At 45.6% G+C, this 19801-nt stretch carries 19 protein-coding genes; 6 read left to right on the top strand and 13 right to left on the bottom strand.

The window, feature by feature from the left end; all coding sequences use genetic code 11:
- Positions 1 to 42: 42 nt before the first annotated feature.
- The 6 genes from HWN40_RS04585 to HWN40_RS04560 form a co-directional block, all read right to left on the bottom strand.
- A complete protein-coding gene (locus tag HWN40_RS04585; protein ID WP_176964636.1) occupies positions 43 to 684 on the bottom strand; it encodes a DUF4304 domain-containing protein in 642 nt (213 codons plus the stop codon).
- Between the two features lie 203 nt (positions 685 to 887).
- A complete protein-coding gene (locus tag HWN40_RS04580; protein WP_176964635.1) occupies positions 888 to 1289 on the bottom strand; it encodes a cupredoxin domain-containing protein in 402 nt (133 codons plus the stop codon).
- A 62-nt stretch (positions 1290 to 1351) separates the two neighbouring features.
- Complete coding sequence (locus HWN40_RS04575) at positions 1352 to 3043, bottom strand: ATP-dependent DNA ligase (RefSeq protein ID WP_176964634.1); 1692 nt, start codon at positions 3041 to 3043, stop codon at positions 1352 to 1354.
- Positions 3044 to 3073: 30 nt separating this feature from the next.
- Positions 3074 to 4069, bottom strand: coding sequence for a homoserine dehydrogenase (locus HWN40_RS04570; RefSeq protein WP_176964633.1), 996 nt, complete (start codon positions 4067 to 4069; stop codon positions 3074 to 3076).
- Complete coding sequence (locus HWN40_RS04565) at positions 4066 to 4581, bottom strand: amino acid-binding protein (RefSeq protein WP_176964632.1); 516 nt, start codon at positions 4579 to 4581, stop codon at positions 4066 to 4068. Before HWN40_RS04565 ends, HWN40_RS04570 begins: the two co-directional genes overlap by 4 nt.
- 64 nt (positions 4582 to 4645) lie before the next feature.
- Positions 4646 to 5374, bottom strand: a complete 729-nt coding sequence (locus HWN40_RS04560; RefSeq protein ID WP_176964631.1) for a helix-turn-helix transcriptional regulator — start codon at positions 5372 to 5374, stop codon at positions 4646 to 4648.
- A 338-nt stretch (positions 5375 to 5712) separates the two neighbouring features.
- On the opposite strand from HWN40_RS04560, the gene HWN40_RS04555 reads away from it, so the two are divergent.
- The 4 genes from HWN40_RS04555 to htpX all read left to right on the top strand — a co-directional run bounded on the left by HWN40_RS04555 (position 5713) and on the right by htpX (position 8957).
- Complete coding sequence (locus HWN40_RS04555) at positions 5713 to 6084, top strand: hypothetical protein (protein ID WP_176964630.1); 372 nt, start codon at positions 5713 to 5715, stop codon at positions 6082 to 6084.
- A 77-nt stretch (positions 6085 to 6161) separates the two neighbouring features.
- Positions 6162 to 7661, top strand: coding sequence for a hypothetical protein (locus HWN40_RS04550; protein WP_218165483.1), 1500 nt, complete (start codon positions 6162 to 6164; stop codon positions 7659 to 7661).
- 22 nt (positions 7662 to 7683) lie between these two features.
- Positions 7684 to 7962 carry a hypothetical protein gene (locus tag HWN40_RS04545; protein WP_176964628.1) on the top strand — a complete coding sequence of 93 codons (279 nt, stop codon included), beginning with the start codon at positions 7684 to 7686 and terminating at the stop codon, positions 7960 to 7962.
- A 140-nt stretch (positions 7963 to 8102) separates the two neighbouring features.
- Positions 8103 to 8957, top strand: a complete 855-nt coding sequence (gene htpX / locus HWN40_RS04540) for a zinc metalloprotease HtpX (protein ID WP_176964627.1) — start codon at positions 8103 to 8105, stop codon at positions 8955 to 8957.
- An 8-nt stretch (positions 8958 to 8965) separates the two neighbouring features.
- On the opposite strand, the gene HWN40_RS04535 is transcribed toward htpX, so the two are convergent.
- Positions 8966 to 9451, bottom strand: coding sequence for a DUF488 domain-containing protein (locus tag HWN40_RS04535; protein WP_246275976.1), 486 nt, complete (start codon positions 9449 to 9451; stop codon positions 8966 to 8968).
- Positions 9452 to 9755: 304 nt separating this feature from the next.
- Between HWN40_RS04535 and aroA the strand changes: the two genes are divergently transcribed.
- A complete protein-coding gene (gene aroA / locus HWN40_RS04530; protein WP_176964626.1) occupies positions 9756 to 11033 on the top strand; it encodes a 3-phosphoshikimate 1-carboxyvinyltransferase in 1278 nt (425 codons plus the stop codon).
- A gap of 34 nt (positions 11034 to 11067) precedes the next feature.
- Here the strand turns inward: aroA and HWN40_RS04525 are convergent, their stop codons facing one another.
- The 6 genes from HWN40_RS04525 to mcrB form a co-directional block, all read right to left on the bottom strand.
- On the bottom strand, positions 11068 to 13119 hold the full coding sequence (locus HWN40_RS04525) for a hydantoinase/oxoprolinase family protein (protein WP_176964625.1): 2052 nt from the start codon (positions 13117 to 13119) through the stop codon (positions 11068 to 11070).
- 187 nt (positions 13120 to 13306) lie between these two features.
- Positions 13307 to 15025, bottom strand: a complete 1719-nt coding sequence (mcrA, locus tag HWN40_RS04520; protein WP_176964624.1) for a coenzyme-B sulfoethylthiotransferase subunit alpha — start codon at positions 15023 to 15025, stop codon at positions 13307 to 13309.
- Positions 15026 to 15035: 10 nt separating this feature from the next.
- Positions 15036 to 15785: a coenzyme-B sulfoethylthiotransferase subunit gamma gene (mcrG, locus tag HWN40_RS04515; RefSeq protein ID WP_176964623.1), complete on the bottom strand. Its 750-nt coding sequence runs from the start codon at positions 15783 to 15785 to the stop codon at positions 15036 to 15038.
- Between the two features lie 6 nt (positions 15786 to 15791).
- The gene (gene mcrC / locus HWN40_RS04510) at positions 15792 to 16403 is read right to left on the bottom strand and encodes a methyl-coenzyme M reductase I operon protein C (protein WP_176966281.1); all 612 of its coding nucleotides are present in this window, start codon (positions 16401 to 16403) and stop codon (positions 15792 to 15794) included.
- Entirely contained in the window at positions 16403 to 16897 is a 495-nt protein-coding gene (gene mcrD / locus HWN40_RS04505; RefSeq protein WP_176964622.1) for a methyl-coenzyme M reductase operon protein D, read from the bottom strand. The genes mcrC and mcrD overlap by 1 nt, the downstream gene beginning before the upstream one ends.
- Positions 16898 to 16935: 38 nt before the next feature.
- The gene (gene mcrB, locus HWN40_RS04500; protein WP_176964621.1) at positions 16936 to 18240 is read right to left on the bottom strand and encodes a coenzyme-B sulfoethylthiotransferase subunit beta; all 1305 of its coding nucleotides are present in this window, start codon (positions 18238 to 18240) and stop codon (positions 16936 to 16938) included.
- 327 nt (positions 18241 to 18567) lie between these two features.
- On the opposite strand from mcrB, the gene mmp10 reads away from it, so the two are divergent.
- Entirely contained in the window at positions 18568 to 19800 is a 1233-nt protein-coding gene (mmp10, locus tag HWN40_RS04495) for a methyl coenzyme M reductase-arginine methyltransferase Mmp10 (RefSeq protein WP_176964620.1), read from the top strand.
- Position 19801: the final 1 nt, after the last annotated feature.

The raw sequence follows: 19801 nt of genomic DNA, 5'->3' as shown, positions 1-19801 counted from the left end.
TTTTTGTAAATCTATGTTTTATAAAATTAAAAGAATGATAAATTAATTCATGTTTTTTCTTTTAATGTCTTCAAATACTTCTATTAACCCTATACCTCGACCAATATTCTCCAATCCCCAATTGCATAATTCAATTGCTTCATTCTTATTGCCCAGGAAAGTATGAACTCGTGCAAGTGTTAATGCTAATCTTACTTCAGTCATTGAATATTCTCTTAATCCATTCTTTCTTGGAATATCGGTAACAATGTCTTCAACAGTTATTGATGACAAAGGTTCTGGGAAGTTTTTGAATTTATCAAAGTAAGCAATTCCCTCTGTTTCAAAGACCTGAATCATTTCTTCTATGCTTAAATTAGCTTCATCTTCTGTATTTCCGTATGGCCACATAGAATCATTTATTGTGCTAGTTGGAGATTTTAATCTCTTTCTGAACTCACATTTGTATGGAGTCACTTTTTTAACATCAATCTCTTTTCCTAGGGTGTCAGGTAAAAAGTCTGTTGTAACTCCTAATTCAATCCAGCATCCTTCTCCCCATGTACAAGATTGGACAGTAGCAGTATAGATATAATGTTCATTGGTTATTTTTCGGTAATTAAATCCTGAACCTTTGAATCCCAGATTTCGAAGAGCTGGTGAAAACTCATTTTTAAGCAGTTTCTTGAATTCTGATGCCTTCATATCTATTTCGCTCTTTTAAGTTTATACAAAAGTTATTAGCGAAATTTGTGTACATCCAATATAAGTGTATTTAATCAAGAAACTATTTTAAAATAATTAGGAACTATCATATCCATTTTATTATCGTTGCGTTTTTTGGTTATTACTATTACCCAGGAAGGACTTGAGAGCATACTGGTCTGAACCGATGCATCCGGGAAAACTTATTCTGCTTCGACCACCACGATACCTCCGGGAGCCCAGGGATGTGAAACTATCTGGTAATCATAGTTTCCCGCTTCGGTAAACGTATAGCTGAAGGTGTCTCCCTCCCTCAGAGTGGGTGACTGGAATACATTGCTTTTGATGATCTGGGCAGGATGATCCTTTTTAACCCACTTGACAGTATCGCCTTCGGAAATTGTTACCATATAAGGCTCAAATTTGTAATTCTCAAGGTAAACAACAACGGTATCACCTTCAGTGGCGTTCTCATCTACCATGGAATCCTCCGATCGGGGGAACTCTTCTTCCATTTCCGCTACATCGGAAGGCCGGTCTTCCACACAACCTGCAAGGACCAGGAATACAAATACCATCAATAATGTAAGAATTGATTTTTTCATAAAGACCACGACTATTCAAAGTACGGCTCTTACCTAGATAAATGTTCGCAAGGAGGCGAATCTTAGCTTCTTTCCCTCTGCATCCTGTACATTTCCTCGATACGCCCAATGCTCTCGACATCTTCAAGGGATTTGTCATCCCGGACATTAACAAGTCTCGGAAAACGTAGAGCATAGCCGGATTCGTAATTGGTGCTTTTCTGGATCTCTTCGAAGGCTATCTCAAAGATTATCTCAGGTTTGACTTCAATCTTCTTTCCTGCTTCCATTATTATCAGATCCGAGAAAAGAGCGGTAAGTTCAGCCAGTTGTTCATCGGAAAAACCGGTTGCCACCTTACCAACAGGCAGGAAACGGCCGGTTTCGGGATCATGGCATGCAAGTGCATAGGAACCTATATAGCTGGTACGCCTTCCGTATCCCCATTCGGCACCTATGACCACAAGGTCCAGTGTTTCCATCACGGGTTTTTTCTTCAGCCAGTTCTTACCACGTTTACCGGGAGAATAGGGAGACTCTGGATTCTTTATCATTATTCCCTCATGGCCTGCCTTGAGAGCCTTCGAGTAGATCTCATTGATCATTTCCGGATCGTCCGTTACAACCTGGCTGTCCACCCGAATAGAATCCGCATTCTCGACACAGCTTTCAAGCAGTTCTCTTCTCCTGATAAGAGGCTCATCAAGAAGATTTTCCCCGTTAAGATACATGATATCAAAGATATTCAGAGTAAGGGGAATTTCTTTTGCGGTCAGTTGAATATCGTATTTTCTTCTGAAACGTTTCAGTATATCCTGAAAAGCCCGTGGATGTCCGTTCTCATCAATCGCCACTGCTTCTCCGTCAAGTATCGCAGAATCCGCATGAACATACTTTTTGATAGAGGCTACAATATCAGGCAGTGAATTGCTTATATCCTCAAGGCGGCGAGAGTAGAGTTTCACATTGTCCCCGTCCTTGTGGATCTGGACCCTTGCACCATCGAATTTCCACTCGATTGCAGGTGTGCCTATATCCGAGATGGCGGCCTCCAGTGTGGGTGCCACCTGTGCAAGCATCATCCTTATGGGACGATTCAGTTGCATGTCAAGCCCTGAAACAGCTTCCACGCCTCCCTGCTTTGCAGTGGTTGCCACAAGCCCGAGATCATTTGTGAGCATGAATCCGCGTTCTACAACTTCGACCGGAACATAAAAAGCAGCTGCTATGGCATCGCGCACTATACCTTCTCCCACGCCTATGCGCATATCCTCAACTGCAAGCCTTGCAATATAGCTTACTTCCTCAGGAGAAGCCGAGTTGAAAAGATATTGGAGGTTTTTTATCTTTGCTGTCTGTGATCCTTTTCCCGATGCCTTTGATATGGATTGGAAACGCTGGAATACCTCTGTCACCGAAAGCTCATCAAGCTCAGTTAAAAAGGATGAGAACGTTGCCTGTCCATTCGAATTCTTGCCAAGCGCTCTGACAGCGGTCTTGCCTATATCACCCGTCTCCTTCACAATATCCTCGATCTCATCAACTGAGAAACCGGACGATTTTGCAAGGGCTGAATAAAGAATTCCCGCACCGACACCTATATCCTCGCTACTCCACGCAGGAAAGACCTCACCCATCACAAAATGAGTTACTATGGGAAGCTCCTCTATGCTTACCCTGTCCAGCAGCTCAGCAACCTGTGAGGTCATCTCAAGTGAGCCCGGAGTATCTTCAATTACTTTACAGGCCTCTGCGAATTCTCTAAAGCTGGTCATGGTGATCTGTTAATCTACAGGACGATAAAGTCAGTTTTTGTAGAGAGATATTATGTCACTCAGGATAGCACTTGCGGTTTCGATGGAGCCCGCACCCCTTCCGGTGATAGTGATCGGACCGGATATATCAGTCTGTACGGAAAATACGTTCAGCGTACCTCCCACAGCAAGAGGATTATCCAGTGGTACCAGCTTAGGAGCAACATTTATCTTACCATCGTTAACCTCACCGATGAGCTTGATAGCATAACCGTCCCTATTTGCAAGCAAAAGGGCTTCCGGGGTTATCCTTGTGATCCCGGTTACAGTTACATCCCTGTAACTGGCATTCATTCCGAATATTACATTTGCAACGATCACAAGCTTGGAAGCCGTATCTATACCCTCAACGTCATATATCGGGTCAGCTTCGGCTATACCAAGTTCCTGAGCCTCTGCGAGCATCTGCTCATATGAGGCATGCTCTTCCACCATACGGCTGAGAATATAGTTACAGGTACCGTTGAATATGCCTTCCATACTCAGTATCTTATTACCTGCAAGGGTATCACATGCCAGATTGATGACAGGCATGGCTCCTCCGACGGTTGCCTCGAACTTGAGCTTTGAACCTGATCTGTTTGCAGTTTCGATCAGTTCACCGTATTTCAGAGCGAGAGGACCTTTATTGGATGTAACCACATCCATTCCTTTCTCAAACGCTGCAAGCATATTGGTAAGACCCACGCCTCCGTCATCGATGTTTGTAGGAGTGGTCTCGATCACAAGTTCATGATCGATGGTCTTTATAATATCAGTACCGCTGATCTTCTCGGAACCCACTACACCTTTTTTCTTTTTAGAATCAAGGACTGCAGCCAGATTCACACCTTCACTGTCAATTACAGCAGTTCTGGAGTCAGCTATCGCAACTATCCTGAGGTCTATACCTATGCTTTGCAGGTAATCTTTCTTAGCAAGCAGGACCTTTGCGACACCCTGACCTACAGCACCGAATCCTATCAATGATGCACGTATCGTTTTCATTCCATCAACCTCAACTGGCTCTCTACAGGTTCTATTACCAGCAAGTCCTTCTCTTTGGCAATATACTTGAGCAGGTCGATCACAGCCTGTAATTCCTTTTTGCTCACAGCATCTATTTTCAGCGAAGCCGACGATGGCATATTGATCTTAGGCATGGACAGGTTAAGATCAACTACCTCGGCGTAGCCCGTATTATCGATCTGATCGATGGTGTCCTGTATATCGGTGTGCACGATGTGACCGATCAGTATAACAGCACCGTGTTCCAGGAATCGTTTCTCATCCATGCTTACTACACGGACACCCCTTTCCTCAAGGTCGGCTACCAGATCCTCAAGGTGATCGGATTTGATCTCAAACTGCACCTGAACGGGAATTGTTCCGCGGGGTGTTTTCTTTTCGTGATGGTGAACCACGGAGATCAGATTACCTTTAAAATCGGAAATCGGTTTTAGCGCAAGCAGTAATTGGCCGGGGATATCTTGTAACTCAAGGTCCATTGAAACTCGCATATATACCCTCGTGTATAGGTTTAACTAAATTCAGTAATTTGCTACCCATACTCATTAGATACAGTTATACATTTTGGTTTGTATGATCAGAGCCTTCAAGGATTATAACATTGCCACGGCCTTTTTTGAATTTACGGATAATACCACGGTCCTCAAGATCGGACACCATGAGACTTACCTTTGCTTCGGAATGTCTGAGCCGGTCCCTCAGGTCCTTCTGCTTGATACGTCCCCCATTGCCTGCAATAATATCCACAACTTCCCGAAGGTCATCAGGCAGATCCGCAAGTTCATCTGAAAAAGCTGCAAGGTCACTGCCCTCGAAGTGGTCACTTCCCTCATGCGCATTTCCACCGTTACCGTCTGTTTTTCTTCTTGACAGCACATATGCCCCTGCAACTGTCATAGCCAGAGCTGCAAGGACATATATCAGCGTAGATGACAGGATACTGTTATCCTGATCGTCGTTCTCTGCAAGGTCGGCAAGCTCATCAAGTTCATCAAACTCTGTTCCGTTAAGCTCCTCTTCTTCATAATAGGTGGGAAGGAAAATTATGTCTATCACGTAGTCCCCATCATTGGTTATCGTGATCTCTTCCTCCGTATAGTGAACCAGGGTTGAATTCTGATAGTAACTGGCAGATATCACATAGTTTCCGGGAGCCAGATTGAATGAATATATACCATACCTTGCAACCATTGACTGGGGTGGGGTTGAATTTACCTCCACGATGACATTTTCCAGTGGTTGGAATGTATCCCATTCATAGATCGCACCATGCACCGTTGCCATTTCCTGAGCTCCGGTAATAGATATAATTGAAATGAGAATTAAAAAGAACAGAAAATATTGCTTTTTTTGTATCGACACAGACTGTATATTTATTCATTACATGCATATAATAGTTTCTCAAAGCCAAGAAAATAAAGCCAATTAAAGTATTATCAAGTAAAATAAGGCCTTATAAGGCTTGAAATCGAAGTATCAAGTATGAAATAATTGTCTAAAGTAAAGTATGCTTATATGCTCATCTGATCAAGGAAGAATTGCAGGCGCAAGTCCTCAGGATTATATTCCGGGACTGCAAATGCACGGGAATAAACAATTGAAATATGATTGAGGTAAAATAGATGAGAATCGGACAGAAATTAATAGCATATGTTGCTGTTGCACTCTTAGTAGGAAGCATATTCACAGCAACAGCTTTTGCTGCCGGAGACCGTATACAGGACCAGTTAAAAGATCAGGATAAAGACCAGTTGCGTGATGGATCATGCACAAGTTCTGTTTCCCTGTCAGCCGATACGGCAGAAACACCGGGTGACCAGGACAGAGATCGCCTGAAAGACAGATCTTGTAATGATGATTGCGACGGAACACCTGATCGTGATGGCTCGTGCCAGGAAGATTATGAAACCGTCGTTGCAACAGCTTCAGGACCTTCTGAACAGAAAGGGTACGGTGATTGTGATCGCCTGCGTGACGGTTCATGCCTGGACTAAATAAATATAGGGGTTAGCCCCCCTAACCCCTATTATATTAAAACATTGGAGAGAGAAACACAGAAGAGGTTGAAAAGATGAAAAACATGGGAATGAAAATTTTTGCATATATTGCCATTGTGTTGATGCTGGTAAGTGTTATTCCGGCTGTGGCAATCGCTGACTCGGATAACGGGCAGAAAAAGGGAATATATGGAAACAGTGGTCAGAATACAGATTCAGATAGTGATGACAGTTCTGAAGATAATGATGATGATGCCGGTACCGGTGATAAGATACGCGACAGGGACAGGGTAAATGCAACTGAGGATGCACCTCGCAATGCATTCGAAAACCGTGGTAATAATAACAATAGCGCAAAAGCAAACTACGGACAGACCAAGGATAAGTTCCTGAAGATCAAGGCAAACAACAAGAACCTCGATACAGCGGAAGCCATCAATGCAACCAAGGAATATCTCAACAGCACAATCGATGTGATGATCGAATCACTTGATGATGAGGAATATATAGAAGCGCTGAACGCTGAAAAGGAAGATATTGCCGCTGCAAGCACAAGGGCCGAACTTGCCGAATCCGCAAAGGATATCAGGGATATCTGGAAGGATGCCCGCAAGGAAAAAACAGTCACAAAAGCAAGATCTGTCAACAACAGGCTAAATGCAGTTATAAGGACATCCGAGGCCATGGCCCTCCGCCTTGAGAACGAGATCAAGCGTATGGAGCAGAACGGCGAAGATGTGAGTGAACTCGAAGCAATGCTTGAGGACTACAATGCACTCATTGACGAAGCAAAACAATACCAGGAACAGGCACGAGAAGCATATTCCGGTGGTGAGGACCAGGAAGAGATCATACGCAACATGAACCAGGCAGGAGAGAGTATAAAAGATGCCAACGCCATTCTCAAGAAAATGCTCCAGGCACTCAAACAGAACCGTGAAGGACTCGTTGTCCTGACAGGAGATGGTGCCCTCAATGCAGAAGGTGACGGAACAGCAGTCATTTCCGGTAACTTCACACTGAACTTTACGGCAAATGATTCCATGCTCGTGATTAAGGATATGGCACAGGATGCGGATATCAACACCACTGATGCAAGTTTTGCATCATCGAACGTTGATTCAGGTAACAGTGAATACAACAACAGGGCTTTTGTCTACCACAACCTGACAGGAGATGTGACAATTGAGGGCAGCCGCCTTACTGTAATGATACGCGGAACGGACATATCCCTCGAAGCGGACGGAAAAGGTACCGCCATGCTTTCCGGAGACGGAAGCTATGAAGTGAACGGGGCAGAAAGTTCATGGGCTGTGCCTGATGAAGATGAGGAGGAAGAGGAATCTGAAGAAGAAGAAGAAGAAGAAGAAGAAGTAGAAGAATCAGACGATGAAACGGAAGATGATTCATACGACAACGAAACTTCCAATAACGAGACAAACTATAATTCCTCGGACAATTCTTCATCCGGTTACGAAGGAAGTGGTAACTACACCTACGACGATGGCAACAACAGCTCTGATGAAGGAATAGGAAATGAGTCCACAGATTCTGGAAATCAGACCAGTACTTAAATGAGACATTTGAGGAGATAAAATGTTCAGGAAAAAATACATTCTAGTACTGGCAGTTCTGGCCCTGGGACTGATTGTATCAGGTTGTACGGACAGCACATCAACAGATGATGGAAACGTTTCAACTGTTTCGGAAAACGAGGATAACCCGGATGTCTCAGTTGCTGATGAGACGTTAAATAATGAAATGGTGGGGGTCACCGATTCAGAGATCCAGGATCTTGAAGCAGAGATGGAAGAGATTGAAAATCTGATCAACGATATGGATCAGGGAGAGGAAATATCCGTTGAAGAGATATGAAAAAAACTTTTCATGTCTCTCTCCTTTTTTGCTTACTCTTGTGACAAGCTGACAAAATATATAGAAGCTTTTATATAGAACAACAAACAATCAGCTATTGCTCATTACAGATTTGAAAAAATATCTCTACGAGGTAAATAATGGGGAATATGTTAAAAACCACAATTCTTCTTGCATCCCTTACAGGCTTACTGATATTGGTCGGACGCCTTGTAGGCGGGGTGTCAGGAATGATAATCGCATTTTTATTTGCGATTGTTCTGAACTTTGGCAGTTACTGGTACAGTGACAAGATAGTACTCAAAATGTACCGTGCTCAGGAAGTCACAGCTTCGGAGCAGCCGGAGTTGTATGGCATTGTGCAGAAACTTGCAATGCGTGCAAACCTTCCCATGCCAAAGGTATACATAGTTAATACATCCATGCCGAACGCATTTGCAACCGGCAGAGATCCACAGCATGCAGCAGTTGCAGCAACCACAGGCATAATGAACCTCCTGAGCTCAGAAGAGCTTGAAGGAGTACTTGCTCACGAGCTTGCGCACGTAAAGAACCGTGACACACTCATAAGTGCAGTCGCTGCGACCATAGCCGGTGTTATCACAATGATAGCCCACTGGGTTCAATGGGCTGCCATCTTCGGAGGATTTGGCGGAAATGATGATGAAGGAAACAATATAATCGGATTCATTGCACTCGCCATAGTTGCACCTATTGCAGCAACGGTAATCCAGCTGGCCATCTCAAGGTCCAGGGAATTCGCAGCAGATGAGGGCGGTGCACGCATATCACAAAAACCATGGGCACTTGCAAGTGCGCTGGAAAAACTTGAATATGGCTCTTCGAACTACAGGGAAAGAAGAGGAGACGTGCAGGCATCGGAAAGTACCGCACATATGTTCATCGTGAATCCCTTGAAAGGAAAAACTCTGATGAGCCTTTTCAGGACCCACCCCGAAACAGAGGAGCGTATCAGGCGCCTGCGTGCAATGTAAACAGAAATTTATTCACAGAATTTGAAAAGGCTCATCTGCCCCGGTTCGACCAGGTGGATGACCTCAATACTATTTTCTTCAAGCTTATTGGACAGATAATGCCTGTGGCATCCCTTGGGACTTTTTTCAGCACACATCAGGACGATCCTGCCACCGGTTTCGTTAACTTTTACTATCAGATCCATTAACTTCTCAAAGCCAGCCCTGAATTCGTCGGTATTCATATATTCGATATATGCAGAGTCTCGCATACCTCCGACATTTTCACAATGTACATAGCGTATACCGTTTTTAGGAAGGACTTTTTCCAAGGACTCCCTGTTGAAATCCTCAAAGGTGGACTGTGGGTATCTCCGGATATCCACTAGGTCCGTTATCCCGTTATTCAGAAGCATTTTAAGAAACTCATCAGGGGACCTGTTACCATACCCTATGGAATAGCATCTGTGCTTTGATGCATCTGGCAGGACCATCAGACAAAGAAAAGGATTCATTGATTTGATACCTCGATTTTTTCCAGCTTAGCAAGACCTGTTCATGAATGGAACATGTAGGGTTTATTTCTTTCGTTTGATCTCATATATCTGATCATGCTTTTGATACACATTATAATCGATAAGAATATCATTCAGAACGTCTATTTTTCTCATACTGAACCATGGATAGATGGAAGATAGGTCAGGGTTTACGTTAAAAGAGAAGTATGTAATATCCTTTTGTGTTAAGGAAGGTGTATTCCTGTGCCAGCAATCTTTTATAATGTCCTGTTCATTTCAACCCCATATCAAAGAGGTAAAAATGAAAGTAGCAGTCAATATCTCGAAAATCGATGGTGAATTATATGCGCCATCTTCAAAGAGTTATACCCACAGGGCAATAACAGTAGCTTCCCTATCTGATGAGTGTGTAGTCCACAGACCTCTCATTTCTGCAGATACACTTGCAACAATCCGTGCATGCGAAGCCTTCGGTGCCGGCATTGAGAGAAAGGATGACAGGTTAATTATCAACGGAATAAAGGGGAAACCCGCTGTTCCCGAGAATGTTATAGATGTTGCAAACTCAGGCACTACACTCAGGTTCATGACAGCCGTCGCAGCCCTGACAGATGGTGTGACCGTACTTACCGGAGATAGCTCTATCAGGACACGACCGAACCAGCCGCTTCTTGATGTTCTTGGAAGGCTTGGAGTCGAAGCATTTTCTACAAGGGACAACGGTTGTGCACCCCTGGTCGTAAGGGGAGGACTTAAAGGTGCCATCACGACCATTGACGGTTCAATTAGTTCCCAGTTCATTTCCGCACTGCTTATAGCATGCCCCCTCACAACAAAAAGTACAACACTGTCCATCAAAGGTGAAATGAAATCAAGACCCTATGTGGATGTTACTACCGAAATCCTCGAGGCTGCGGGCTGTGAGATCCTTCTTGAAGAAACAAATAATATCAAGTTCATCATCCCCGCTAACCAGAAGTATAACCTGAAGGACTATAAGGTACCGGGAGATTTCTCCTCAGCTTCCTATATACTGGCTGCTGCTGCAGTTACAGGCTCCACTGTGGCTGTTAAGAATATGTTCCCTTCAAAGCAGGGAGATATTGTGATAATCGAAGTACTCAAACGCATGGGTGCTGATGTTTCATGGGACAAGGTAAAAGGTATCATCAGAGTCACCGGAAACGGACTTAAAGGCACCACATTCGATGCCGGTGCAACCCCGGATCTGGTACCCACCATAGCTGTTCTGGCTGCATGTGCCGATGGCGTGACTGTGATCGAGAATGCAGAGCATGTGCGCTACAAGGAAACAGACAGGCTCCATGCCATGGCACTTGAGCTTACCAAGATGGGAATTACAGTAAAAGAGGAACCTGACCAGCTTACCATCACCGGTGGTGCATTAAGAGGTGCCAACCTGCACGGCTGGCATGACCACAGAATAGTAATGGCCCTGAGCATTGCAGGTATGGTGGCGGGAGATACGACCATCGATACCATTGAATCCGTGGAGATATCCTATCCTAACTTCTTTGAGGAAATGCAATCGATTGGAGCAGATTTCAAGATTTTTTAAAATATCTGAAATATGAAGAGGGATTCACTCCTCTTCATTTTCCGGAATACGAATGTTCAGCGGCCCTGCGGGAGCTGATCGCCTTCTTTCTCATGTAATCAGGGATCACGTCTTTTTCAACGACAACTCTGGAAGTGCCAACTCCCACAACTATCACCTTTGTTTCCACAGGTTCTTCGTTATCCCTGATGGACAGTTCTTTTTTGGTAACCTCAAGGTCCACTTCCTTCTCGGAATAGCCTGCTGATTTCATGTAATCCATTACATACCGCTTTGCAGTATTCGTAGCAAAATCAACGGCTTCAAGATATTCAGAGAACATCTGTCTTCCGTCCGGCGAGAACACGAAGTACCTGATGACCTCCTTTGCGTTCTTCAGTTCTTCCTTTGTTACATTTTCACCGGTGATAGGAGCAAAGTCCCTTTTTATCAGAATCTCCATACGCTTGATGCCCTTACCCACCAGTGCACCCACTGCATTTCCGACACTGGAATGCTCGGGCAGGACGATGTTGGCATCAATGAGCCTTTCCATCTCTTCCTTGAATGCGACAACAGGACCACCCAGAAGCACCACCGGAGTCTCGACCTTAAAGCGGGCGAAGTTATCACCAGAAAGCATATTTTCGATAACATGTTCAGGGATATCCTTAACCAGATAGGATATCAGGTCTGATGCCATGTTCCATGCGACCTTTCGTTTGATATCCTTACAGAGAATTTCTTTTTTGGTATTCATGAACTTGGCAAGTCTCTCAGCACCAAGCACCGATGCTTCCGTTTCCCATCTCTGGAAATCACCAAGCACATGAAGCGCGTCAGTGGGTGTGAAACCTATTGCCTGGATAAGCCTCTTCTGGATAAGACTGTCAAGTGCCTTTACACTTGGCTGCCTCTTGAGCCTGAGAAACAGTTCGGTGTATGATATCGGCACTCCCTGAATGGCATCATAGATCTCTTCCTCGGTCCTGCTGAGATCAATAGGCAAAAAGCCGGTCCTTACATAGAACTTGGTGGGCTGTATGTTCTCACAAAACAGTTTCCTGGAAGGGTTCTTACACTCCTTCAGTTTTTCCAAGAATCCCGTATACTCCACCGCAGCACGACATAGAGGGATTACCCTCCTCGGACCTACATGGAATTTCTGGTCCTTTGTCCATATATGACTGTCACCACCTGTTGCGGATGTTTCCATCCTGATGGCTTTGACCATGGTCTTCCAGCCACCTACGACAGCACCCTGACTGCTCAATTCAGGTATACCGTTTTTGATAAGAGCCACATCCGTACTGGTACCACCGACATCTATCATCGCACAGGTGTCATACTTTGTGAGATATGCGGCTCCGACCAGACTGGCAGCCGGGCCTGAGAATATAGATTCGATAGGTCTCTCAAGGGCCTCTTCCATGCCCACCACCGAGCCGTCACATTTGAGCATAAGCAGATTGGCATCAATACCCCTGGATTTGATATCCTGCATAATTGACTTGATGAAGCGATGTGTTATCGGCAAAAGCTGGGCATTCAAATAAGCGGTGATGGACCGGTCATAAGCACCCACTTCCTGAGATAACTCATGTCCGCAGACCACCGGCAGTCCAGTGAGATCACGTATGATTTGTTTTACCCGCAATTCATGCTCTGAATTCCTGTTACTGAAAAAGGATGAGACAGCAAATGCGGAAACCTGGTCCTTGATCTCCATGGCAAATCTTTTCACACCTTCTTCATCAAGGGGAGCAGACTCTTCCCCGTTACTTGTGTGACCACCGCTCAGCTGCACATAATATTTTGCGGGAAATCCTTCCTCAGGGATAACATAGTCTCCAACAAGTATCACACCAACAGGAAAACCTGTGTCTTCAAGTATGGTATTTGTGGAAAGCGTTGTTGAGACGGAAACCAGTTTTACATCTTTCACACATTCGGGCTCAAGTTCGTCGATGGCTTTCTTTATACCACCGATCGGGTCGGGATAGGTGGTCAGCACCTTCGTGCTATCAACGATCGCTCCATCCGAATCACGGACTATGACCGCATCGGTAAACGTTCCACCAGCATCGATTCCCAGACTGTATTGCATATCGGTTCACTCCTGGAAAATAAAGATAAAATTTACTAATTAATAGTGTAAAAAACAATGGTTTTGCAATATTTAAGCATTACCATACTATGTAGCAGGGTATAAGAAAAGAACAGAAACCGGAATTTAAACGTAAATTCAATAAAAAGAGTAAGTAGCAGGCATTAAGCCTGCACTTGTTTTAAATTTATTTTGCTGGTATGATGAGTGATCTCTCACCAGCAGGCTCGAACTCTCTGAGAGCTCCTCTGCCGAACTCCTTCCTTGGTGCGGTGAAGTCAAATGGCAGGAGGTTGTCTGCGAAAGCGACCTTGATCAGTGGGTTGACTGCGAATGCGTCTCCACGTCCTGCGTGTGCAGAAGCTGCAATAGCTGTGTAACCACCCTGGTGACCTACGTTCATTGCGTAGTTTGGATAGTTTGGTCCACGGAGTTCAACTGCCAGACCTTCGTCGGACTGGTAGGAGAGTACGTTTGTAGCACCACACTGGTCCTGCAGGTCGTATCCGAAGAAACCGAGTCTTCCGAGTGCTTCCTTGTGCAGGTACATTGAAAGGTACCATCCGGACAGACCGGCGTTTCCGTTTCCGGTTGCAATTGATACTGCGGAACCTGCTGCTGCGGAAAGGCTGGTTGCTCTCTGTGATCCACCGAAGTGGTCTTCGAGGGTTGTTGGGTACTTCTCGTAGTTCTCGAGACCGTAGATTGTGGACTCTGTTGCGATGTCCTTTACTACATCGAGGTTTGCTGCGATCTTGTTGTCTTTACCCTTGTTTGCTGCACCATCGTACTTGTCGTTGATGTAGTCAACGTTGTAGTAGAGGTTGTCATCAAGGATGTTGTTACAGTATGCTGCTGTTGCGTACTGGGTGAAACCTACACCACCGGACATGTATGATCCTAGCCAGATCTGGTCGTAAAGCATACATCCTGCACCGACTACTTCAAGAGCTACGTGTGCTGGGTCCTCTGCGTCTACACGGCTTGTCTGTACGATATCTGCCATGTGACCGAATGGAATTCCTCCAGGCTCGTTTGGTGCACGTGCACGTCTTGCTGGAAGCATGTCACCCATCTGGATAACACCAGCGTGCTTTGCTGCATATGAAAGGTCAGCTACTGCTGCTTCACCAGCACACATGCTGTATGCTGAAATGAATGACATACCGACCTGCATAGCCATCCACCTGCTTGTCTGACCACCGTCTGTGGTTCTGCTGACAATGGTTGGGATGTGAGCTGCCTGCCATGATGTCTTGCCTATTGCTTCCTTGATCTGCTCTGCCTGCTCTTCTGGGAATTCCTTGTTGATGTCAATAAGGAACTGGCTGTCGATCTCGTCTGCGAGTTCATCGTCACCGGTGAACATCTTGACGTAACAGTCATCTACAAGAGCTGGGTGTGTCTCGACCATGTGTTCCTGGACAACTGCTCCACCAGGAAGTGCGTGGTTGAGTGTCTCAAGGTAGTGGTTGATTGTTTCTGGTGTGACCTCGATACCGAGCCTCTTCTCGAGTGTCTCGTGTGCAAGGTCCATACCGACAACGATACTCCTTCTGATGTCATCCCACATCTGCTGCATTGCAGAGTTGTTGACGTAGTGAAGGTCATCGATCTCGACCATCATGTCTGTACCGGACAGGAATGATGGGGTAAGTGCTCTCTGACCGAGTGGGATACCACCACAGTGCATCATTGGGTTGTAACCGACAAGTCCTCTCTTCTTTGCAAGTTCTGCACCTGCCTTTTTCATCTCTAATTTTCTAGGGTTCTGATCGACACCAAGCCTGTAGTATTTTACATGCTTGTCTGTGATCTCACCGCCTTCCATCTTGTTGGTACCATGTTCTTTAGTGAACTTGATCTCCATCTGTTTTGCAAATTTCCTCTGTCTGTCATCTGCCATTATAATCACCTCAGTTCTCTGGCTTGAAGCCGTAGATGGTTCTCTGGTCAAATACTCTCTGGACCCACTCAATGACTTCGTCGTCGTCCCTGAATGCAACGTTGTCAACACGGTAGATTGTTGTCCTCTTTGCTGCTTCCTCTTCGGACATTGGCTTTCCGAGGTTGACCTTCTTGTCGATTGGTCTTCCTACCTGGTCCTTGTGCATAATGATGTTGTCGCCTTCTTTTCTTACCCTCTCGAGCATGTCGAACATTACACCGTCTTCAGGAAGCCTGAGTGAGTGACCGTGTACTGTTGCGCCCCTGAGGCCAGCGAGTGCCGGACAGGTCATTTCAGTCTCGATCTGGAACTTTGCAAGTTCTTCCATGTCCCTCTCACGAGCTTCAACTACCTGACGACCGGAAAGTGTACCTGGGTCGACACCTCTGAAGTTGATTGCTGCTGCGTAGGATCTGAAGTATGGGGTTGAAGGTGCGTTGTACATTGAGTCAACGAACTGTACGTACCTTACCCTGTCACCGGCCTTTGCGCCTGGTGTTGGCTCTACCAGTTCCCTGATTGAGTCTTCCGGTTCACCCATTTCTGCAAGAGGTGGGTGTGTGCTTGGGTAGTCACTGCCTGGTGCACGGTGACCAAGTATTAATGTCAGGTCTTCGTCGGAAATGTCTCTGAGCTTCTCGACCTTTCCTGACATGTGTTTCCTTCTGTTTTCTGCAACGGATGTTGCTCCTGGATAATATTGTGGTTCATATGCCATAATTAATCACTCCTGATTCTCTAATGATCTCATTGTGGTTTTCACGGCTTTCACGAGCTCGTTCAGCTTTTCCCTTGAACATGATTCTCCTCGTGTCACTCCGCTCACAATTTCCATCACCCTTCCTTTGGTTAAAATATCACTTTCCTGTGGTTTTACAAGCCGTGTCTTTACTCCTGCCATTGCAAAATCCTCGAAATCTACGGGGATCTGACAAACAACTACTGCAGGGACACTGGCTTCTTCAAGTATCGCCTTAACCTTCCGTACTACATGTTCCCTGATGTTCCCTGTGTGGATAACGGCAACCTTGTGCCTGTTAATCTGTGCTATCTCTTCAGGGTTGATACCGAAAGAGCCCGAACCCATATTGGTGTCCGGAACACCTGAACCGGTGCTTAGCACAAGCACACTGACCTGGATCTCCTCTCTGCGCATCCCGTATGTTAGTTCACAAACGGGTTTTGTTATATGTCTTCTTCCGGGACTCATTGCAACTGCAATCACATCGGCTCTGCCGGTCTCGGAAAGAGTTCCTCGCTGTGCAAGTCCTCCTCCTCTGCCAAGGCCCATGCCGTGTCTGCAGTCTACAACCTGTGTTTCCCGGTCAAACATAATTATTCATCCAAAAAGTCAGGTTTGAGGATACATACAGGATTATGTTTCAGTTTTCCCTTGGGATCGGTCATTCCCAGCATCAGAGGATCTGCACCAGGCCCGCGTTTTGCGTAGTCTGTCACAGTCTGTTTTGTAGGAATGAACTGACCTTCCCTGAACTCAAATGAGACCGGAAGGATATTTTCACAAACTTCCCTGACCTGCTCCTTTACATCGACATCGATGACTTCCATACGGATGCCACCGACATAAACGGCAAGTTCCATAGCCTGCCCTGCAACCTCAATTACTGTTTTCCCTAGATGATGCACAGGTTCACCCTTTGCAGGTCCGTACGGGACAGTATCGGGAAGTCTGGGCCCATGGACAAACAACCTTGTAACACCGTTGATATCAGCGATTGCGTTCAACAACTTCTGGGCTGTTTCCGGTTTGAGCAGTCTCGAAGGGAATATTTCAAGCTGCACACAGTTTGTGTCTGAAGAATTTACCATTTGTAATTACCTGTGATATTTTAGGAGGGTTTTGTGTCTTAGAGAGCTCCTGCCACTGCTTTGATTGGCTCCTTGAACTCTGGAATTGATCCGAATACGCTGCCGACAAGTCCTGATGTCTTCTCGATTGAGAACATCTGTGTGCCTGCGTCAAGTGAGACTGCTGCACATACACAAGGAATTGCGAAACCTCTGGAGTGCCTGGTTACAACGTGGTTACCGTTGAAGATACCTGGTCCACCGCCACCGTAGATAGAGTGGCTGAAGAATGAGAATCCTACTGCAGTACCCTGTGCCCTACCCATGTCACAGCCTGGAAGACCTGTTTCCTTCTCAAGCATATCGTTGAAGTAGAGGATGGTTGATGATACGTTCTGAGCTGCCCTGCCTGCACCACAGTTTACCATGGTTGCTGCAAGCTGACCGACTGCTGCGCATGCATTCCACATGGAAACGTCGTTTGCCTTGTAGAAGTTGTATCCGGATGGTGCTGTCTTGTCAACTGATATGATACCAGCTTCAAGAGCTCTGTCTACTGTAGACTCGATCACACTGCCTATTGTACCGTTCTTACCGTTCTCCTTTACGATGTCGTAAACGAAGTTGTTTGCGTTAAGACCCTGGTATGCAAGACCGAGTAACTGGTGTCTCTCGAATGGTCCTACAGCGTTACCCATCTCGTACATACCTACCTGCTCGAAGATGGATGAAAGTGCTGCTGCATTAATTGCCTTCTTTCCGGTAATTGCTGCGATGTGGTTTGTTGTGATGTTCCTCAGTGAGTAACCAAGACCTTCGTTCTTCTGTGGGATGCTGAGAATGGATGCGATGTTACCACCGGACATGTCCATGGTCTGTGGGTAGCTTCCCCATACAGCGGACTTTACGATTGGTGCATCGAACATGTCAGTGTTGAACATGTCAATGATTGTCTGGACAACAGCTGCACCTGTTACTGTACTTGCGGATACGAAGTCAGCACCTACCTGTGATCTTACACTAGGTACCTGTACAAGAAGCTGCTTTCCACCACCAAGCTCCTTTACATTGGTGTCGTCGCCTTCGTCTACACTTACGAGATCTGCTACAGCATCCTGAATTGCACCGGAGTTGCCGACAATATCATAGTCAAGTTCCCTACCAAGGATCTTTTTCTTTGCTCCACCCATGGAACCTGTCTTGAGTGCTTTCTCGATTCCTGCGAGATTGACTGCAACAGTTCTCTTGGTGTCTTTAATGATATTTTGTATCGCTGTGTTTCTTGTTGGCGCAATATCCATAAGATCGACGCCGCTTTCCAACAGTTTACCTCTGTCGTCGTAGATGTCTATTTTATCAGACACTTATATTTTCCTCCTATGTTTCTATACAGAAATAACCCTCCTGGAACCGCACATCCTAGGCAATGATAAGCAATTGCTCTGTACCACATCACATGTTATGTACGCAAAACTTTCCAGTGGGAATTCTCGGGAGTATTAAGTAACGATGATGTTTAAACCTTTTGCATCATGCCAGGCAAAGTTCAGTAACCGCCGATGACGGAATTAATTTTTTCAATAAAATAATTTAATATGATGGCAAAGGCATGACGGAACTTCGAATCATTTTCAGATGATACCTGTTTGCCACAAAGACTTAAGTAAGACATACATTATGTAAAAACCATTATGGAAATCACGGCAGACGTGGGTGGGAATCCAGGCATCGACTGCAAGGGATTCTGCACCTATTGTTATTTTAAGAAGGTAAAGGAAGTACAGCCTTTTGGTTGCAAATACTGTTTTCCCTTCCAGAAAGGTTGCGATTACTGCACAAGAGGTGTAAAGGAAGCCTATTCAGGATTCAAGCCTGCACAATACGTATTCCAGGAAACCTACCAGAAGATCAATTTCAGCTCAGGGAAGATCGATAAGATCACCGTCAGTGGCGGAGGGGATGTCAGTTGCTATCCCGAACTCATGCCACTTGTTGCCAACCTTGCACAGTTCGGCCTGCCCATTCACCTTGGATACACCAGTGGAAAGGGATTCAGTGAAGGCAATGAAGCAGAGTTCTATGTGAACTATGGTGTGACCGAAGTAACATTCACAGTATTTTCAACTGACCCTGAGATCAGAGGAAAATACATGAACGATCCAGAACCCGAGGCATCCCTGCAGGTCCTAAGAGATTTCTGTGCAGAATGTGATGTCTATGCTGCCGTTGTGGTGGTACCGGGAATAAATGACGGGGCAGTGCTTGAAAAGACACTTGATGACCTTGAAGAAATGGGTGCAAAGGGAACTATACTCATGCGTTTTGCCAACAGCCGGGATGAGGGACTTATACTTGAAAACTCACCGATAATGGAAGGTATAGAGACACACAGTATCGAGGAATTCACCGATATCGTCCATAGGGCAGCGGAAAAATACAACATGAGGATCACAGGAACACCCCTTGAGGACCCGCTTATCGGCTCACCCTTTGCCATCAGGAATGAAAAAGAAGCACTTGCCAGACTTCCAGAGGTCACCAAGGAAGCTACCTTGCTTACAAGCAGGGCTGCGGCTGACAGGCTTGCAACTGTGTTCGAAAAACTGGGTAGTAACGTCAATGTCGTACCTGTCGGAAAGGATATTGGCTGCCTGATGACAATCGATGACCTGCAGGAACTTGACCTGACCGATGTCAGGGAAACTGTCATACTTCCCGGCAGGGCATTTGTGCACGATCCCGAGGCAAAGAAGGTGCTCTCGCGTGACGGCGTGGACAGGTTCGTTCGCAGGGGACCGGATATGCTTTCCTATGACGGGGAAATGTCCATAGGAATGACAAAACAGGAAGTACTTGAATTTGAAATAGAGCAATTCACCGAGCTCATACAGGGAATAAACGCATACGGACTTGAATCCGAATAAA

The sequence above is a fragment of the Methanolobus zinderi genome (assembly GCF_013388255.1).
GTDB classification, from domain to species: domain Archaea; phylum Halobacteriota; class Methanosarcinia; order Methanosarcinales; family Methanosarcinaceae; genus Methanolobus; species Methanolobus zinderi.
The sequence above is the reverse complement of the archived record's forward strand: the minus strand, read 5'-3'. Positions and strand labels throughout refer to the sequence as shown.

Coding starts and splice junctions, on each gene's coding strand:
- HWN40_RS04585 (WP_176964636.1), bottom strand. CDS start 684: ATGAAGGCATCAGAATTCAAGAAACTGCTTAAAAATGAGTTTTCACCA.
- HWN40_RS04580 (WP_176964635.1), bottom strand. CDS start 1,289: ATGAAAAAATCAATTCTTACATTATTGATGGTATTTGTATTCCTGGTC.
- HWN40_RS04575 (WP_176964634.1), bottom strand. CDS start 3,043: ATGACCAGCTTTAGAGAATTCGCAGAGGCCTGTAAAGTAATTGAAGAT.
- HWN40_RS04570 (WP_176964633.1), bottom strand. CDS start 4,069: ATGAAAACGATACGTGCATCATTGATAGGATTCGGTGCTGTAGGTCAG.
- HWN40_RS04565 (WP_176964632.1), bottom strand. CDS start 4,581: ATGCGAGTTTCAATGGACCTTGAGTTACAAGATATCCCCGGCCAATTA.
- HWN40_RS04560 (WP_176964631.1), bottom strand. CDS start 5,374: ATGGCAACGGTGCATGGTGCGATCTATGAATGGGATACATTCCAACCA.
- HWN40_RS04555 (WP_176964630.1), top strand. CDS start 5,713: ATGAGAATCGGACAGAAATTAATAGCATATGTTGCTGTTGCACTCTTA.
- HWN40_RS04550 (WP_218165483.1), top strand. CDS start 6,162: ATGAAAAACATGGGAATGAAAATTTTTGCATATATTGCCATTGTGTTG.
- HWN40_RS04545 (WP_176964628.1), top strand. CDS start 7,684: ATGTTCAGGAAAAAATACATTCTAGTACTGGCAGTTCTGGCCCTGGGA.
- htpX (WP_176964627.1), top strand. CDS start 8,103: ATGGGGAATATGTTAAAAACCACAATTCTTCTTGCATCCCTTACAGGC.
- HWN40_RS04535 (WP_246275976.1), bottom strand. CDS start 9,451: ATGAATCCTTTTCTTTGTCTGATGGTCCTGCCAGATGCATCAAAGCAC.
- aroA (WP_176964626.1), top strand. CDS start 9,756: ATGAAAGTAGCAGTCAATATCTCGAAAATCGATGGTGAATTATATGCG.
- HWN40_RS04525 (WP_176964625.1), bottom strand. CDS start 13,119: ATGCAATACAGTCTGGGAATCGATGCTGGTGGAACGTTTACCGATGCG.
- mcrA (WP_176964624.1), bottom strand. CDS start 15,025: ATGGCAGATGACAGACAGAGGAAATTTGCAAAACAGATGGAGATCAAG.
- mcrG (WP_176964623.1), bottom strand. CDS start 15,785: ATGGCATATGAACCACAATATTATCCAGGAGCAACATCCGTTGCAGAA.
- mcrD (WP_176964622.1), bottom strand. CDS start 16,897: ATGGTAAATTCTTCAGACACAAACTGTGTGCAGCTTGAAATATTCCCT.
- mmp10 (WP_176964620.1), top strand. CDS start 18,568: ATGGAAATCACGGCAGACGTGGGTGGGAATCCAGGCATCGACTGCAAG.